The sequence below is a fragment of the Mycobacterium shinjukuense genome, from assembly GCF_010730055.1.
Classification (GTDB): domain Bacteria; phylum Actinomycetota; class Actinomycetes; order Mycobacteriales; family Mycobacteriaceae; genus Mycobacterium; species Mycobacterium shinjukuense.
Genome location: NZ_AP022575.1, coordinates 3,224,225 through 3,240,722, shown reverse-complemented (window position 1 = coordinate 3,240,722; position 16,498 = coordinate 3,224,225). Strand labels below are relative to the sequence as shown.

At 68.8% G+C, this 16,498-nt stretch carries 18 protein-coding genes; 12 read left to right on the top strand and 6 right to left on the bottom strand.

Translation table 11 applies throughout. The features are described from left to right. Positions 1 to 117 precede the first annotated feature (117 nt). Together G6N20_RS14685 and G6N20_RS14680 are read right to left on the bottom strand one after the other, a co-directional pair. On the bottom strand, positions 118 to 1,122 hold the full coding sequence (locus tag G6N20_RS14685; RefSeq protein ID WP_083046623.1) for a prenyltransferase: 1,005 nt from the start codon (positions 1,120 to 1,122) through the stop codon (positions 118 to 120). Between the two features lie 9 nt (positions 1,123 to 1,131). Beyond that, entirely contained in the window at positions 1,132 to 1,836 is a 705-nt protein-coding gene (locus G6N20_RS14680) for a TetR/AcrR family transcriptional regulator (RefSeq protein WP_083046624.1), read from the bottom strand. 134 nt (positions 1,837 to 1,970) lie between these two features. Here G6N20_RS14680 and G6N20_RS14675 point away from each other — a divergent pair, with 134 nt between their 5' ends. The 6 genes from G6N20_RS14675 (at position 1,971) to deoC (ending at position 6,192) form a co-directional block, all read left to right on the top strand. Next, positions 1,971 to 3,341: a DUF445 domain-containing protein gene (locus tag G6N20_RS14675; protein ID WP_083046692.1), complete on the top strand. Its 1,371-nt coding sequence runs from the start codon at positions 1,971 to 1,973 to the stop codon at positions 3,339 to 3,341. A gap of 86 nt (positions 3,342 to 3,427) precedes the next feature. Next, entirely contained in the window at positions 3,428 to 3,844 is a 417-nt protein-coding gene (locus G6N20_RS14670) for a helix-turn-helix domain-containing protein (protein WP_083046625.1), read from the top strand. Between the two features lie 251 nt (positions 3,845 to 4,095). After that, on the top strand, positions 4,096 to 4,686 hold the full coding sequence (gene hbhA, locus G6N20_RS14665) for a heparin-binding hemagglutinin HbhA (protein ID WP_083046626.1): 591 nt from the start codon (positions 4,096 to 4,098) through the stop codon (positions 4,684 to 4,686). A 106-nt stretch (positions 4,687 to 4,792) separates the two neighbouring features. Then, positions 4,793 to 5,080 carry a DUF2516 family protein gene (locus tag G6N20_RS14660; protein ID WP_083046627.1) on the top strand — a complete coding sequence of 96 codons (288 nt, stop codon included), beginning with the start codon at positions 4,793 to 4,795 and terminating at the stop codon, positions 5,078 to 5,080. A gap of 3 nt (positions 5,081 to 5,083) precedes the next feature. Beyond that, positions 5,084 to 5,506, top strand: coding sequence for a DUF2599 domain-containing protein (locus tag G6N20_RS14655; protein WP_083046628.1), 423 nt, complete (start codon positions 5,084 to 5,086; stop codon positions 5,504 to 5,506). Beyond that, positions 5,506 to 6,192 carry a deoxyribose-phosphate aldolase gene (deoC, locus tag G6N20_RS14650; RefSeq protein WP_083046629.1) on the top strand — a complete coding sequence of 229 codons (687 nt, stop codon included), beginning with the start codon at positions 5,506 to 5,508 and terminating at the stop codon, positions 6,190 to 6,192. Before G6N20_RS14655 ends, deoC begins: the two co-directional genes overlap by 1 nt. 6 nt (positions 6,193 to 6,198) lie before the next feature. On the opposite strand, the gene G6N20_RS14645 is transcribed toward deoC, so the two are convergent. The 3 genes from G6N20_RS14645 to G6N20_RS14635 all read right to left on the bottom strand — a co-directional run bounded on the left by G6N20_RS14645 (position 6,199) and on the right by G6N20_RS14635 (position 8,962). Next, positions 6,199 to 7,245 (bottom strand): LmeA family phospholipid-binding protein, encoded by a 1,047-nt coding sequence (locus G6N20_RS14645; protein ID WP_083046630.1) that lies wholly within the window; start codon positions 7,243 to 7,245, stop codon positions 6,199 to 6,201. Then, the gene (locus G6N20_RS14640; protein WP_083046631.1) at positions 7,242 to 8,096 is read right to left on the bottom strand and encodes a carbon-nitrogen hydrolase family protein; all 855 of its coding nucleotides are present in this window, start codon (positions 8,094 to 8,096) and stop codon (positions 7,242 to 7,244) included. The genes G6N20_RS14645 and G6N20_RS14640 overlap by 4 nt, the downstream gene beginning before the upstream one ends. Positions 8,097 to 8,443: 347 nt before the next feature. Beyond that, complete coding sequence (locus G6N20_RS14635; protein ID WP_083046632.1) at positions 8,444 to 8,962, bottom strand: DUF2505 domain-containing protein; 519 nt, start codon at positions 8,960 to 8,962, stop codon at positions 8,444 to 8,446. Positions 8,963 to 8,964: 2 nt separating this feature from the next. Here G6N20_RS14635 and G6N20_RS14630 point away from each other — a divergent pair, with 2 nt between their 5' ends. Further along, complete coding sequence (locus G6N20_RS14630) at positions 8,965 to 10,089, top strand: UDP-N-acetylmuramate dehydrogenase (protein ID WP_083046633.1); 1,125 nt, start codon at positions 8,965 to 8,967, stop codon at positions 10,087 to 10,089. A gap of 42 nt (positions 10,090 to 10,131) precedes the next feature. Beyond that, complete coding sequence (locus G6N20_RS14625; protein WP_179961476.1) at positions 10,132 to 11,490, top strand: L,D-transpeptidase; 1,359 nt, start codon at positions 10,132 to 10,134, stop codon at positions 11,488 to 11,490. Here the strand turns inward: G6N20_RS14625 and G6N20_RS14620 are convergent. Continuing rightward, positions 11,487 to 12,239: an SDR family NAD(P)-dependent oxidoreductase gene (locus G6N20_RS14620; RefSeq protein WP_142271894.1), complete on the bottom strand. Its 753-nt coding sequence runs from the start codon at positions 12,237 to 12,239 to the stop codon at positions 11,487 to 11,489. The genes G6N20_RS14625 and G6N20_RS14620 overlap by 4 nt on opposite strands. 182 nt (positions 12,240 to 12,421) lie before the next feature. Here G6N20_RS14620 and G6N20_RS14615 point away from each other — a divergent pair, with 182 nt between their 5' ends. From G6N20_RS14615 to G6N20_RS14600, 4 genes are read left to right on the top strand one after another with little or no spacing between them, the layout of a single operon-like run. After that, positions 12,422 to 13,729, top strand: a complete 1,308-nt coding sequence (locus G6N20_RS14615) for an ROK family protein (protein WP_083046636.1) — start codon at positions 12,422 to 12,424, stop codon at positions 13,727 to 13,729. A gap of 47 nt (positions 13,730 to 13,776) precedes the next feature. Beyond that, positions 13,777 to 15,141 carry a D-inositol-3-phosphate glycosyltransferase gene (gene mshA / locus G6N20_RS14610; RefSeq protein WP_408632550.1) on the top strand — a complete coding sequence of 455 codons (1,365 nt, stop codon included), beginning with the start codon at positions 13,777 to 13,779 and terminating at the stop codon, positions 15,139 to 15,141. Beyond that, a complete protein-coding gene (locus tag G6N20_RS14605) occupies positions 15,138 to 15,668 on the top strand; it encodes a type III secretion system chaperone family protein (protein WP_372516302.1) in 531 nt (176 codons plus the stop codon). Before mshA ends, G6N20_RS14605 begins: the two co-directional genes overlap by 4 nt. Before the next feature lie 13 nt (positions 15,669 to 15,681). After that, positions 15,682 to 16,437, top strand: coding sequence for a phosphoglyceromutase (locus tag G6N20_RS14600; RefSeq protein WP_083046638.1), 756 nt, complete (start codon positions 15,682 to 15,684; stop codon positions 16,435 to 16,437). Positions 16,438 to 16,498: the final 61 nt, after the last annotated feature.

Sequence of the window (16,498 nt, the reverse complement as noted above, 5' to 3'; positions counted from 1 at the left end):
CATGGTCAACGACCCTGCCCGGCTGACCCGCGCTGCATCCCCTGCATGTTAGCCGCTCCCACCGGCGCGGGTCGCCTTCCCGGCGCCGAGCGCGGGGCGTGGGGCTCGCGGCCGGGCTCACCGGGTGCGCACCACGGCGCCGATCGCCAGGCCCACGACCAGCAGCGCACCGGCCTGACGCACGTGCACCCACGCCAGTGCCGCATACCACAGCGGCCACACCGGAAAGCCCGGTGGCGGCTGGTCGGGACGTTGCCGGCGAAAGTATGGCCACACCTTCACCAGCCGGGGCAGCGCCAGGGCGACCAGCAACGCGGGCCACGGCATGGCGCCCACCGCCACGACCGCAACGACCAGCACGTAGAACCCGGCCATCATGGCCAACGTCACCACTCGGGCGCGCGCCTCGCCGAGCAGCACCGGCAGGGTCCGGATGCCGAGCGGCTGATCATAGGGGATCTTGTCGATGTGCTTGCCCATCAACACCGTCGTGCACAACAAGCCGTAGGGCAGCGACGCCAGCAGCACCTCCCAACCCACCGTGCCCACCGCGCAGTAGTAGGTTCCGCACACCATCAGCGGACCCCATACGACGAAAACGTCGGGTTCGCCCAGGCCCCGCTTCTTCAACCGCAGCGGTGGCGCCGTGTAGGCGACGCTCAGCGCAAACCCGCCGAGCCCAAAGGCCACCACGGGCCAGCCACGAGCCCAGGTCAGCGTGACCAGGATCGCCAGGTCCAGGAGGTTGACCAGCAGGATCGCCAGGATCAGGGTGCGCCGGCTGAGCAGGCCGGACAGCACCGGATGCGGCGCGTAGCGGGCACGTGGGTAGCTGGGACTGTCGAGCTCGGCGTCGTACAGGTCGTTCATCAGGTTGTTGGCGACGTGCGCGCAGGTGATGCCGACCACGGCCAAGACCAGCCAGCGCCAATCGAGGCCGGGCGCACCGACCGCCAGCAGCGCGGCGATCAGGCCGGCGACCAGGGTCATCGGCAGCACCGCCGCGCGGGTAACCACGAGCCAGCGGGTGACCGTGTCGACCGGCCCGACCGGCGGCGGGTTGGTGGTGCGCAACGCGTAGGCCCACGATTTCAGCCGGGCACCCACGCCCACCTCAGGCATGCCTAAAGCCTAGATCTGCCCCCACGGTGGCACGATCGGCGAAGGATGCGGCTGCGCCCGGAACTTTTCCAGCGATCCGCCGGCCTCGACGATCCCGCACAGCGCGCTCCAGCTCAGCATGGTCAGGTAGTCGATCAGCTCGTCGCTGGTCATCCGCGGGTCCGACATCCACGAGTGGGTGGCCAGTTGGACGCCGCCCACAATCATGTAGGCCCACGGCTCTACTCCGCCGGTGTCCATTCCGGCCTCCTGCATGCGCCGGCGCAGCATGACCGCGAGCATGCGGGCGATGATCCGCTCGGAGTCGGCGATGACTTTGCTCTTGCTGGCCGAGCTGTTGGCCATGACGAACCGGTACGGCTCGGGTTCGGCCGCCACGGTCTCGACGTAGACCCGGATGATCTCGCGGGTCAGGTCGAAGCCGTCCAGGTTGGCCGACAGCGCCGCGGCCATGTTCGGAATCAACGTGGTCTGCGCGAAGCGCATCATCACCGCTGTGGTGAGGTCGTTCTTGTCGACGAAGTACCGGTAGAGCACCGTCTTGGAAACCCCGATCTCCGCCGCGATCTCGTCCATGCTCAAAAAGCGCCCGTGGCGGCGAATGGCCACGATCGTGCCGTCCACCAACTCGTTGCGGCGCTCCACCTTGTGCTGATGCCAGCGCCGCTTGCGGCCATCGGTTTTCACGGTCACAGCCGGGATGTGCTCTGCCACTTTCGCCGATTCCCATTCACTAGACGCATTCGATACTACGGCTTGTGGGGGCCGTTCTGGCGCATCGGCGGCGTGCAGACGGCTCCCGAACAGTGTCGTCACCCTAGCTGGTGGCGGCGATAGCGGATGATGGTGTGGTGGCACACAGAGCCGATGCGCCGGGCTGGCCGCAGGGACGGTATGTGAACACGCGGCCGACCGTGGTGCGCCGGCCCCGCACATCCTTCGCCGAATCGTTTGCCGGGGCGGACCCGGTGGCGGACGCCCAGCGGCGCACGGCGCTGCGCCGGATGAAGGCGGTGGCGCTGGGCTTTCTGCTCGGCGCCACCGCGGTGTTCCTTGTCTGCCGGTGGGCGCAGGCGTCGGGTGTGGCGCCGGTTTGGGTGGGCTACGTCGGTGCCGCCGCGGAGGCCGGCATGGTGGGTGCCCTGGCGGACTGGTTCGCGGTGACCGCGCTGTTCAAACATCCGCTGGGCATCCCGATTCCACACACCGCGATCATCAAGCGCAAGAAAGACCAGCTCGGCGAGGGTCTGGGCACGTTTGTACGGGAAAACTTCTTGTCCGCGGAGGTCGTGGAGACCAAGCTGCGGGACGCCCAGATCCCCAGCCGGCTGGGCAAGTGGCTGTCGGAGCCGGCCCATGCCCAGCGGGTGGCCGCCGAGACCGCGACGGTGCTGCGGGTGATGGTGGATCTGCTCCGCGACGAGGACGTGCAGCATGTGATCGACCGAACGATCATCCGCCGGATCGCCGAGCCGCAGTGGGGTCCGCCGGCGGGGCGGGTGTTGCAGACGCTGTTAGCCGAGAACCGGCAGGAGGCCCTGATCCAGTTGCTGGCTGACCGAGCGTTTCAGTGGTCACTAAATGCCGGCGTGGTCATTCAGCGGGTGGTCGAGCGGGACTCCCCGAGCTGGTCACCCCGGTTCATCGACCATCTTGTGGGCGACCGCATCCACCGCGAATTGATGGAGTTCACCGACAAGGTGCGCCGCAATCCCGACCACGAACTGCGGCGCTCGGCGACCCGCTTCTTGTTCGACTTCGCCGACGACCTGCAGCACGATCCGGCCACCATTGCGCGCGCCGATGCGGTCAAGGAGCAGCTGATGGCGCGTGAGGAGATCGCCAACGCCGCCGCGACGGCGTGGCAGACGCTCAAACGGCTGGTGCTGGAGGGCGTAGACGACCCGTCCAGCGCGCTGCGCGTGCGCATTGCCGACGCGGTGATGCGGCTCGGGGAAGCGCTGCGCGACGACGTCGACCTGCGCGACGACGTGGAGAGCTGGATGGTGCGGGCCGCCCAGCAGCTGGTTTCGCAATATGGGGTGGAGATCACAGCGATCATCACCGAGACCATCGAGCGCTGGGACGCCGCGGAAGCCAGCCGGCGCATCGAACTGCACGTCGGCCGTGACCTGCAGTTTATCCGGATCAACGGCACCGTGGTGGGCGCCTCGGCGGGGCTGGTGATCTACGCCGTCGCTCAGCTGCTGTTCGTGTAGGCGTGCTAACAAGTGCTTGCAAAAGCAAGCACCTGGCCGTACCCTGGTGGACGTAACCGAACGTCCCGAACCGAGGAGTGCGTCACATGCCGGCGGAGGAGAAGCTGGGCGCCAAGGTGTCCACGGTGTCTTCTAAGGCTTCCGACATCGGCAGCTTCATCAGGGCGCAACGCGAGAATGCACACGTGTCGATGCGACAACTTGCCGAACGGTCCGGCGTCAGCAACCCGTACCTGAGCCAGGTCGAGCGTGGACTGCGCAAGCCGTCCGCCGACGTCTTGGCCCAGATCGCCAAGGCGCTGCGGGTCTCCGCCGAGGTTCTCTACGTGCGGGCCGGGATCCTCGAGCCCAGCGAGACCAGTCAGGTGCGTGACGCCATCATCACCGACACGGCGATCACCGAGCGCCAGAAGCAGATCCTGCTCGACATCTACGCCTCGTTTAGCCAGCAGAACGAAGCCGCCCGTGAGGCGTGTCCGAGCGAGCCGACACCCGGCGACTGACTCGCTCGACGAGGGCCGGTGCCAGCGGCGGAATCGGCTAAACGCGGGTACGCGCGCGGGTGGTTGCGCCGCGGCCGCCCCAGCGCACCCCAATCGCCCACCGACCCGACGAACCAGGAGGTTTCCCGCAAGTCGCGGCCACGTCAATCCGCGGGTCTTGACTACTCCCCCAGGGGAGCCGACGCTTGCCCCCATCGTCTACACCGAATAAGCAATAACGCCGATAACGAAAACACATGAAAGGAAACACAATGCCTGAAAACACGAACATTGACGACCTGAAGGCTCCGCTGCTTGCCGCGCTGGGTGCGGCTGACTTGGCTCTGGCCACCGTCAACGACCTGATCACCAACCTGCGTGAGCGCGCCGAAGAGACCCGTTCGGACACCCGCACCCGGGTCGAGGAGAGCCGCGCGCGGTTGTCCGAGCTGCGGGAGGACCTGCCCGAGCAGCTCACCGAGCTGCGCGAGCGTTTCACCGCCGAAGAACTGCGTAAGGCCGCCGAGGGCTACCTCGAGGCGGCCACCACGCGGTACAACGAGCTGGTCGCGCGCGGTGAGGCCGCACTGGAGCGGTTGCGCAGCCAGTCGGTCTTCGAGGACGCGTCGGCGCGTGCCGAGGGCTACGTTGACCAGGCCGTCGAGCTGACCCAGGAAGCCCTGGGCACGGTCGCCTCGCAGGCTCGCGAGGTGGGTGAGCGTGCCGCCAAGCTGGTCGGCATCGAGCTGCCGAAGAAGGCTCCGGCCAAGAAGGCCCCGGCGAAGAAGGCCCCGGCGAAGAAGGCCGCGGCCAAGAAGGCTCCGGCCAAGAAGGCTCCGGCCAAGAAGGTCACCCAGAAGTAGTTGGGCTCCGAGTCACCTCGAACACCACGGCACGAAACTCGACTCCGAGTCGCCCCCGGGCGACTCGGAGTCGACGTGTGGGCCCGAACCCGCATAGTCTTGGGGTGTGAACCACCTCGTGGGTACCGTCATGTTGGCCTTGCTGGTCGCCGTGTTCGTGATGGCGGTGTATGCGTTTGTGCATGCTGCGCTGCAGCGTCCCGACGCGTACACCGCCGCCGACAAGCTGACCAAGCCGGTATGGTTGCTGATCCTCGGCGTGGCGGTGGCGATGACCTCCATCCTGTATCCCGTGTTCGGCGTGCTCGGATTGGTGATCGCCGCGTGCGCGGCGGGGGTGTACCTGGTCGACGTACGGCCCAAGCTGCTCGAAATCCAGGGCAAGTCCCGCTAACGAATGAAAGCCCTGGTGGTCGCGCCGGCGGCGGTGTTCGTCGGCCTGCTGTGGGCGGCTCCGGCGATCGCTGATACCGGCGGCTGCGTGTCGCCCCCGGCTCCGCCGTTTATCGACCACACCGAGTGGGGGTTGTGGGGGCAGCTGATCACCCTGCGGGTCTATCCGACACCATCGGGGCGGGCGGCGGCCCGCCAGCCCGGCACGGTGGGCGAGGGCGACGAGGCCTGGGCCGAGGTGCTCGCACTGTCGCCGGGCGCCGACACCGCCGGCATGCGTGCACAGTTCATGTGTCACTGGCAGTTCGCCGAAATCGGACAGCCGGGCAAGCCCAGCTGGAACCTCGAACCGTGGCGCCCGGTCGTCGACGACGACGAGATGATCGCCGCCGAGTGCAATCCCGGCGGCCCGGAAAACCCGCCCTAGTGGCCGATCAGCCGACCCGCGGGCGGCTGGCGGCGGTGGTCGACCACACCCTGCTCAAACCCGAGGCCACTACCGCAGATGTGGTCGGCCTGGTCGCCGAGGCCGCCGAACTCGGGGTCTACGCGGTGTGTGTCTCGCCGTCGATGGTGCCGGTCGCGGTCGCGGCCAGCGCCGGTGGGGTGCGGGTCGCATCGGTGGCGGGTTTTCCGTCGGGCAAGCACATGTCCGTTGTCAAGGCGCACGAGGCGGCCGCGGCCATCGACGCCGGCGCACATGAGATCGACATGGTCATCGACATCGGGGCGGCGCTGGCCGGCGACTTCGACGCCGTGCGGTCCGACATCGAGGCAGTGCGTGCCGCCGCGTCCGGGGCGGTGCTCAAGGTGATCGTGGAGTCGGCGGTGCTGCTAGGCCGGGGCGACCCGCACGTGCTGACCCGGGCCTGTCGCGCCGCCGAGGACGCCGGAGCCGATTTCGTCAAGACCTCCACCGGGTTTCATCCCGCCGGCGGGGCGAGCGTGCGTGCCGTCGAGTTGATGACAACGACCGTCGGCGGGCGGCTGGGGGTCAAGGCCAGCGGTGGTATCCGCACCGCCGCGGACGCGGTCGCGATGCTCAACGCCGGCGCTACCAGGCTGGGCCTGTCCAGCACCCGAGCGGTGCTCGACGGGCTCAGCCGGACCTGACCGCGCTCACAGGTTGGCGAAGCAGGGGTGCAGGCTGTCTGCCGGGATGGTGGCGTCGCGGGTGGAGAAGTGGCTGATCACACCGGTCGAGGTCACCTGCACGCTGTCCGCGTGGATGCCCAGCGGGTAGTTCTTGGTCAGGTTGGCGGTGAAGTCGTTGAGCATCGACTGCACGCTCTCTCTCGGCAGCGAGAAGCCCAGCGTGTTGAAGCTGAGGATCTGCAGCTCGATCCCGTTACCGGCCACCACCGGCTTGGCGACAATGTCGTCCAGCATGCCCTTCAATTCGATGGTGCCGTCCTTGGGGTGCGTGACCACGCTGCTGGTGACGAACGGACCCAGTATCGGAAGGGCGTTCTGCACGGACTCCTTGATGCCCTCAGCGGTCCAGGTGATGGTGGCGTCCAGCGCCCCGATCGTGCCCTTGGAGCCCGGTGCGTTCGTCAGCCGGACATTGGAGATGGTGATCTGGATCTTCATGCCCTTGGCGTCGCGGACCTGGTGACCCGCGGTCTCCACCGAAATGTTGGTGAAATGCCGGGTAATGACCTGCCACAGCACCAGTGGCGCCACCCCGAACGACGCGGTGGCCTGATCCCTGACCTCGCAGGCCACCGCCGCAGCGACCTTGTCGTTGGCTTGGTTGCGAACGTACAGCTCGGCACCGATCAGCCCGGCCAGGACCAGCGAAAACACGATGATGAGGATCAAGAAGACAGATAACGGGTCGCGGAAACGACGTCGCTTGCCTTTCGCTGGCGCCGCGCCTTCGTCCGCCGTGGCCAGTGGAGTGGTTCGGGTACCGGCCCGGCCGGCTGCGCCGTAGCCGGGTCGCTGGGCCTGGGCATGGGCCGCCGACAACGGCTCGGTCTGCCGCGACGACCGACCGGCGACGGTTTGCGGGTCGTGCGTGTGGCCGGCTCCGGCCGCGCCGGGACGCAGTCGCCCGCCGGATGACTCGGCCGGGCCTGAGGTTCGGGCGAGCGGACCCTGAGCGCCCGGACGCGCCCACGTTGACGGGCCGTCGTTCAGCGGTCCCTGCGGATGTGTCATCCCCGCGATTCTGCCCTATCAACCTGAGCAAAGCTCGACTGGTTGCGCAGCACGGCGATGCTCTCGCGGGCGGAGGCGACCCGGGCGACGTCGATGTCGGCAAGCAGCAGTTGCGGCCGGGCTCCGGCCGACGCCAGCACCTCACCCAGCGGCGATGCCACCAGGCTGCCGCCCACCCCGGTCGGCGCGCCCGAGCCAGTCTCCCGGTCGGTCCCCAAGCTGGCACTCGTGCTGGCGGGGTCGGCTTGACCGGCTGCGGCGATGTAGCTCATCGAGTCCAGCGCGCGGGCGCGAGCCAGCAACGTCCACTGGGCCAGTTTGCCGGGCCCCGAACCCCACGCTGCGCAGACCGCGATGAGCTGGGCTCCACGCCGGGCCAACTCCGTGTAAAGCGCGGGAAATCGGATGTCGTAGCAAATCGTCAAACCGACCTGGACGTCATCGACGGTGATCACCACCGGTTCGTGCCCGGGTGCCACCGTGCGCGACTCGGTGAAGCCAAACGCGTCGTAGAGGTGGATCTTGTGGTAGTGCGCAGTCGGCTTGTCGGGCGCGCCTGGCTCGGCCGCGATGAGTGTGTTGCACACCCGGCCGTCGCCGGCCGGGGTGAACATGCCGGCGATCACGGTGATCCCGGCATCGGTGGCAATCTGTCGGACCCCGTGTGCCCATGGCCCGTCGACGGGCTCAGCGATCGGCCTCAACGGCACACCAAAGCGGCACATCGTGGCCTCGGGAAACACCACAAGCCTTGCGCCCGCGTCACGGGCCTGGTTGGTGTACTCGTCCACCAGCCGCAGATTCGCGGCCGGGTCGGTGCCGCTGAGGATTTGCGCCAGCGCGATCCGCATGCCAGCCAGCTTAGGCCCGGCGACGATGCGCGCCGCTTGCGGCGCGGTGAGGAGCTGGGCGATCCAGCTTAGGCCCGGCGACGATGCGCGCCGCTTGCGGCGCGGTGAGGAGCTGGGCGATCCAGCTTAGGCCCGGCGACGATGCGCGCCGCTTGCGGCGCGGTGAGGAGCTGGGCGATCCAGCTGGGCCCGGCGACGATGCGCGCCGCTTGCGGCGCGGTGAGGAGCTGGGCGATCCAGCTTGGGCCCGGCGACGATGCGCGCCGCTTGCGGCGCGGTGAGGAGCTGGGCGATCCAGCTTGGGCCCGGCGACGATGCGCGCCGCAAGCGGCGCGAGCTCCGGCCGGTCAGGCGTTGTTCATGATCCAGTCGGTGGTGAAGCGCTGTTCAATCGCCACCAGCTGGCCCAATTGGGTGCCGATGATCCGCTCCAGCTTGCCGCCGATGATGGGGACCCGCACCTGGACGGTGAGTCGCAGCGACATCCGGGAGCCGCTGCCGGTGGGTGCCAGCACGGCCGTGCCCCACAGGTTCGCCGGTGCGTCCACGATCGAGCCGGCAATGGTGGCGGTGGCGATCCCGCCGTTGACCGGGCCCCAGGCTTCCTCCCGCCGCACACACAGGTCGCCCCGATGCAGCTGCGTGACCAGGCCCGGCAGGTTGTGGCTGCGCACCAGCTGCAGGGTGACCACTTCGATGGTGCCGGTGTCGCCGGACTCGCCACCTATCCGCATCGACTCCAGCGTCGCGACGTCGACCGGGGTTTCGGCCAGCCTGGCCCGCCAGTACTCCTCCTCGTGGAAGGCCCGGTGAACGGCTTCGACGCTGCCCCCGTAGTCGGCCGACATGTCGAATGAACGCGGCATAGCTGGTCAGGCTACCGTTACGGGCCGTGGTCGGTTCCTTCTTTGCCGGAGCGCGCGTCGCTGAATCGGTTTCGTTGGCGCCGTTGACCACATTGCGGGTAGGGCCGGTGGCACGGCGCGTAATAACTTGCCGCACCACCGATCAGGTGGTCGCCGTGCTCCAGCGGCTGGACAGCGAAGCCCGCGACGGGCACTGCGGCCCACCGCTTGTGATCGCTGGCGGCTCCAACCTGGTGATCGGCGACGCCCTTGCCGACCTGACCGTGGTGCGGTTGGCTAACGACCGCGTCACCATCGACGGCAACCTGGTGCGCGCGGAGGCCGGCGCGGTGTGGGATCAGGTGGTGGTCAGCAGCATCGAGCATGGTCTGGGTGGGCTGGAATGCCTGTCCGGCATCCCCGGCTCGGTCGGGGCCACCCCGGTGCAGAACGTCGGGGCCTACGGCTCGGAGGTGTCCGACACCATCACTCGGGTCCGGCTCTTGGATCGGCGCAGCGGGTTGGTGCGCTGGGTCCCCGGCGACGAGCTGGGTTTTGGTTATCGCACCAGCGTGCTCAGGCACGCCAACGGGCTTGACCTGCCCGCTGTGGTCCTGGAAGTGGAGTTTGCGTTGGATCCGTCGGGCCGCAGCGCCCCGTTGCGCTACGCGGAGCTGACGGCCGCGCTCGGCGCGGTCAGCGGTGAGCGCGCCGACCCGCACACCGTCCGCGAGGCGGTGCTAACCCTGCGGGCCCGCAAGGGCATGGTGCTCGACGCGGCCGACCACGACACCTGGAGCGTGGGGTCGTTCTTCACCAACCCGGTGGTCACACCGCAGCAATATGAACGGCTGGTCGCGCGGATCGACGGGCCAGTGCCGCATTTTCCGGCACCTGGCGCAGTCAAGCTGGCCGCCGGCTGGCTGGTGGAGCGGGCCGGCTTCGGCAAGGGGTATCCGGAGACCGCGGTGGGTGGTCGTGAAGCCCCGTGCCGGCTGTCCACCAAGCACGCGCTCGCGCTGACCAACCGTGGGGGTGCCACCGCCGAGGATGTGCTGGTACTGGCGCGCACGGTTCGTGACGGGGTTCGCGATGTGTTTGGTATCACACTGAGACCCGAACCGGTCCTGGTCGGCTGCGTGTTGTAGCGGGTATTTTGCAGCGGAACTACCCCACCGCGCGGCTTTACGGTGGGGGAGAGCGTGTTTCGCCCGGTATCTTTGGCTTTCGTGAGCACATCTAGCACCCCCCAAAGCCAGGGGCCGGTCAACCGGCGCCTGGCTTTGACGGCCCTTGGGATCGGCGTGCTCGCACCGAACGTGCTGGCCGCCTGCGCTGGCAAAGTCATCAAACAATCCGAGAAGAAGCCGCCACCGGCGCCCCGTCTGACGTATCAACCGGCCCCGAACACTCCGGCGGCCCAAGATGTGCTGCCCATCGCGCCGATCAGCGTCCAAGTCGGCGACGGCTGGTTCCAGCGGGTTGCGCTGACCAACTCGGCCGGCAAGGTCGTCGCCGGCGCGTATAGCCGAGATCGCACCGTCTACACGATCACCGAGCCGCTGGGCTACGACACCACCTACACCTGGAGCGGTTCGGCCGTCGGTCACGACGGCACGGCCGTTCCGGTGACGGGCAAGTTCACCACCGTGACGCCGGCCAGCAAGATCGACGGCGGATTCCAGCTGGCCGACGGGCAGACCGTCGGGATCGCGGCGCCGATCATCATCCAGTTCGATGCGCCGATCGTCGACAAGGCCACCGTCGAGCGAGCCCTCACCGTCACCACCAACCCGCCCGTCGAGGGCAGCTGGGCCTGGCTGCCCGATGAGGCGAAGGGGGCTCGGGTGCACTGGCGACCGCGGGAGTACTACCCGGCGGGTACCACCGTCAACGTGGACGCCAAGCTGTACGGCCTGCCGTTCGGCGACGGCGCCTACGGCGCTCAGGACATGTCGTTGAGCTTTCAGATCGGTCGTCGGCAGGTGGTCAAGGCCGAAGTTTCCTCGCACCGGATCCAGGTGGTCACCGATGCGGGCGTCATCATGGATTTCCCGTGCAGCTACGGCGAAGCCGACAAGCCCCGCAACGTGACCCGCAACGGCATTCACGTGGTCACCGAGAAGTACGCCGACTTCTACATGTCCAACCCGGCCGCCGGCTACAGCAATGTCCACGAACGCTGGGCGGTGCGGATCTCCAACAACGGCGAGTTCATCCACGCCAACCCGGCGAGCGCGGGCGCGCAGGGCAACACCAACGTCACCAACGGCTGTATCAACCTGTCGACGAGCGACGCGCAGGAGTATTTCAATTCGGCGATCTACGGAGACCCGGTCGAGGTGACCGGCAGCTCGATCCAGCTGTCCTACGCCGACGGCGACATCTGGGACTGGGCCGTGGACTGGGACACCTGGGTGTCGATGTCGGCCCTGCCGCCGCCGGCCGCGCGTCCTCCGGGAAGCCGCATCCCGGTCACCGCGCCGGCTGCGCCGTCAACCGCGCCCGCCTCTGGCCCACCCAGCACCGGCGCGGGCCCGGGTGGTTAGCCCGGACGGGTAGCTCGTCGAGTGGCGCTGGCCTGGTCACGCGGCCGGATGATGACCTGGTCGAGGTTGACGTGCGACGGTCGCGACGCCACGAACCCGACCACCTCGGCGACGTCGGCGGCCACCAACGGTGTCATCCCGGCATAGACCGCGTTCGCGCGTTGCTGGTCGCCGTCGAAGCGGACGAGGGAGAACTCGGTCTCGACCGCGCCCGGGGCGATCTCGGTGAGCCGCACCGGCTTTCCCAGCAGTTCGCCGCGCAGCGTGCGGTGCAGGGCCGCTTGCGCGTGCTTTGCCGCGGTGTAGCCGGCGCCGCCGTCATACACCTCCAGCGCGGCGATCGAGGTGATGGTGACGATGAGCCCGTCGCCGGATTCGATCAGCTTGGGCAGCAGCGTGCGGGTCATCCGCAGCGTGCCCAACACGTTGGTCTCCCACATCCAGCGCCAATGCTGCTCGTCGGCGTCGGCGACGAATTCCAGACCTTTGGCGCCGCCGGCGTTGTTGACCAGCACGTCGACCCGGCTCAATCGGCGGGCCAGCGCATCGACGGCGGCGCCGTCGGTGACGTCGGTCACAATCGCGGTACCGCCGATCTCGTCGGCCAAAGCGGTGATACGGTCCGCCCGGCGTGCCGCCGCAACCACGTGAAACCCTTGGGCGGCAAGTGTTTTCGCGGTTGCCTCACCGATTCCCGAACTGGCACCGGTGACTACCGCGACCCGTTGTTGCGTTCCGGCTGTGGTCACCGGAACAACTCTAACGAGCGTGCTAGATTTTCCGGTGTGCACCACAGCGCCTTGTTCAACCCGACCGCCGCGTGCCATGTCGCGGCGGGCGCGTGTTGTTGCCGCGCACTGTGCCGCGCTTGACCTAACGGTCACCGGGTGCGGCCGAGGACCGGCCATCGAACAAGGACTTAAGGACGCCCGTGCACTCACCCACCCTTGCCCCCCAGTCACCTAGCCGCCGCAGACACCCGCCACGGTCCCATCGCCACGTCGTGCCCCCGGCGCTGCACCTGTCGGACACCGCGGCGGCGGCCGTCTTTCGCGCGGTGCGGTTGCGCGGTCCGGTCGGCCGGGACGTCATCGCCAAGGTCACCTCGCTGAGTATTGCGACGGTGAACCGCCAGGTCATCGCCCTGCTGGCGGCGGGTCTGCTGCGGGAGCGGGCCGATCTCGCGGTGTCCGGCGCCATCGGGCGGCCACGGGTTCCCGTGGAGGTCAGCCACGAACCGTTTGTGACGCTGGGCATCCACATCGGCGCACGGACCACCAGCATCGTGGCCACTGACTTGTTCGGCCGCACACTCGACACGGTCGAGACCCCGACGCCGCTCAACGCCGCGGCGCCCGCGCTGGCGGCGCTGGCCGACAGCGCCGGCCGGTACCTGAGGCGCTGGCATCGGCGCCGGCCGTTGTGGGTCGGGGTCGCGATCGGTGGCGCCGTCGACGGCGCCACCGGTCACGTCGACCACCCGCGGCTGGGCTGGCGACAAGCGCCGGTGGGCCCGGTGCTGGCCGACGCGCTGGGTTTGCCGGTGTCGGTGGCGTCCCACGTCGACGCCATGGCCGGAGCCGAACTGCTGCTGGGCATGCGGCGGTTTGCGCCCAGCTCCCCGACCAGCCTGTACGTCTACGCCCGCGAAACCGTGGGTTATGCGTTGGTGATTGGCGGGCGGGTGCACTGCCCAGCCAGCGGGCCGGGCACCATTGCGTCGCTGCCGGCCCACTCCGCGCTGCTCGGCGGCGGCGGGCAGCTGGAATCCACCGTCAGCGACGAGGCGGTGTTGGCGGCCGCCCGACGGCTCCGGCTGCTGCCCGATGTTGCCCCGGTGACCCGCACGAGCGGGCCGGCTACGGCGATCACCGACCTGATCAGGGTGGCGCGGGCCGGCAACCAACAGGCCACAGATCTGCTGGCGGAGCGGGCCAGGGTGCTGGGCGAGGCGGTGGCGTTGCTGCGTGACCTGCTCAACCCCGACGAGCTGGTGGTCGGCGGCCAGGCGTTCACCGAGTACCCGGAAGGCATGGCGCGGGTGGAGGCGGCGTTCGCCGCGCGCTCGGTGCTGCCGCCGCGCGACATCCGGGTCACCGCCTTCGGCAACCGGGTGCAGGAGGCCGGCGCCGGCCTGGTGGCGTTGAGCGGACTCTATGCCGATCCGTTGGGTGCGATGCGCCGCGCCGGGGCGCTGCAACCCCAGTTGCCGGTCGCCGAACCGGAGGCGTTTGCTTAACCGCGCTCGGCCGTGCGCCACTGCCCGCGCCTGGGCGGGGCACCGGCGTGTGCTGTAAAGATGACAGTGTGCGGCGGGATGACTCGGCGGTGAACGACCTGCGCCGGGTTGCCCTATTGGCGGTGCACACCTCACCGCTGGCCCAGCCGGGCACCGGGGACGCCGGCGGCATGAACGTCTACGTGCTGCAGAGCGCCCTGCACCTGGCCCGGCGGGGCATCGAGGTGGAGATCTTCACCCGGGCCACCGCGTCCGCGGATCCACCGGTGGTGCGGGTGGCGTCGGGCGTGCTGGTGCGCAACGTGGTGGCCGGGCCGTTCGAGGGTCTGAACAAGCACGATCTGCCCACCCAGCTGTGCGCGTTCGCGGCCGGGGTGTTGCGCGTCGAAGCCGCCCATGACCCGGGCTACTACGACATCGTGCACTCCCACTACTGGCTCTCCGGCCAGGTCGGCTGGCTGGCCCGCGACCGGTGGGCGGTGCCCTTGGTGCACACCGCACACACGCTGGCCGCGGTGAAGAACGCGGCGCTGGCCGACGGTGACGTCCCCGAGCCGGCGCTGCGCACCGTGGGCGAACAGCAGGTGGTCGACGAGGCGGATCGGCTCATCGTCAACACCGAAGACGAAGCGCGGCAATTGGTTTCGATTCACTGCGCGGATCCCGCACGGATCGACGTGGTACATCCCGGCGTCGACCTGGACGTGTTCCGTCCGGGGGACCGGGGCGCGGCCCGGGCGGCGTTGGGGCTCCCGGTCGACGATCAGGTGGTGGCCTTCGTCGGACGGATCCAGCCGCTGAAGGCGCCCGACCTGGTGCTGCGTGCGGCGGCGAAATTGCCCGGGGTGCGCATCGTCGTGGCCGGCGGGCCGTCGGGCAGCGGCCTGGCCTCTCCGGACGGACTGGCTCGGCTGGCCGGCGACCTGGGCATCACCGAGCGGGTGACGTTCCTGCCGCCCCAGTCTCGCGCGGATCTGGCCGTCTTGTTTCACGCCGCCGACCTGGTTGCGGTGCCAAGCTATTCGGAGTCGTTCGGCCTGGTTGCCGTGGAGGCGCAGGCGTGCGGCACGCCGGTGGTGGCGGCCGCCGTTGGCGGGCTGCCGGTGGCGGTGCGCGACGGGGTCACCGGCACGCTGGTGGCCGGGCACCGGGTCGACCAGTGGGCAGCCGCCATCGGCTCTCTGCTGCGGATCAGCGCCGGTCCGCGGGGTTGGGCGATGAGCCGAGCGGCGGCCAAGCACGCCGCCACGTTCTCCTGGGAGAACACCACCGACGCGCTGCTGGCCAGCTACCGGCGTGCGATCGGTGATTTCCTGGCCGAGCGTCGGCTGCGCGACCGCGACGTGGTATCGAACCTGGCGTCGGTGCGCACGGCTCGTCGCTGGACGCCCGGTCGCGGGGTGGGCGCGTGACGTCGCCCACCGGGCAGACCGCGCTGCGGGTGATCGAGGAGGCGCTGCGGGTCAGCCGGCTGAAGTACGCACGGCACCCCGGGGCGCACGGCGGGCCGCCGGGGCTGGTCGTGGAGTTGCCCGGGGAACGCAAGCTCAAGACCGCCACCCTGTTGAGCATCGGCGAGCATTCGGTGCGCGTCGAGGCGTTCGTGTGTCGCAGGCCCGACGAGAACCACGAAGGTGTTTACCGGTTCCTGCTCAACCGCAACCGCCGTCTCTATGGGGTCGCCTACACGCTGGACAACGTCGGCGACATTTACCTAGTCGGTCGGATATCGCTGGCATCGGTCGACGCCGACGAGATCGACCGCGTGCTCGGACAGGTGCTCGAAGCGGTGGACGCGGACTTTAATACATTGCTGGAGTTGGGTTTTCGTTCATCGATTCAGAAAGAATGGGAGTGGCGAGTGTCCCGCGGCGAGTCGCTGAACAACCTGGCGGCGTTCGCGCATTTGATCAGCGACCGAGACGACGGATCGGCGTGAGAGACTTGCCGGCATGGCAAACACTGGCACCCTGGTGCTGCTGCGCCACGGCGAGAGCGACTGGAATGCACTCAACCTGTTCACCGGTTGGGTCGATGTCGGCCTGACCGAGAAGGGCCAGGCGGAGGCGGTTCGCAGCGGCGAGCTGATCGCCGAACACGACCTGCTGCCCGACGTGCTCTACACGTCGCTGCTGCGGCGGGCGATCACCACCGCGCATCTGGCGCTGGATCGCGCCGACCGGCTGTGGATTCCGGTGCGGCGCAGCTGGCGGCTCAACGAACGCCACTACGGCGCGCTGCAAGGTCTCAACAAGGCCGAGACCATGGCCCGCTACGGCGAAGAGCAGTTCATGGCCTGGCGGCGCAGTTACGACACCCCGCCACCGCCGATCGAGCCGGGGAGCAAGTTCAGTCAGGACACCGATCCGCGCTACGCCGACATTGGCGGCGGCCCGCTGACCGAATGCCTGGCGGACGTGGTGGCACGGTTCTTGCCGTACTTCACCGATGTCATCGTCGGCGACCTGCGGGCCGGTAAGACGGTGCTGATCGTCGCGCATGGCAACTCCCTGCGTGCTCTGGTCAAGCATTTGGATCAGATGTCCGACAACGACATCGTCGGGTTGAACATCCCGACGGGTGTTCCACTGCGCTATGACCTGGATGCCAAGCTGGCGCCGGTGGTGCCGGGCGGCACCTACCTTGACCCGGAGGCGGCGGCCGCCGGTGCCGCCGCGGTGGCCAGTCAGGGCGCGGCGAAACCCTGAGTTCACCCAAACCCCTGGGCCGTTTGCTGAACACCGCGTGAACAGCAGCCGAACACCTGTT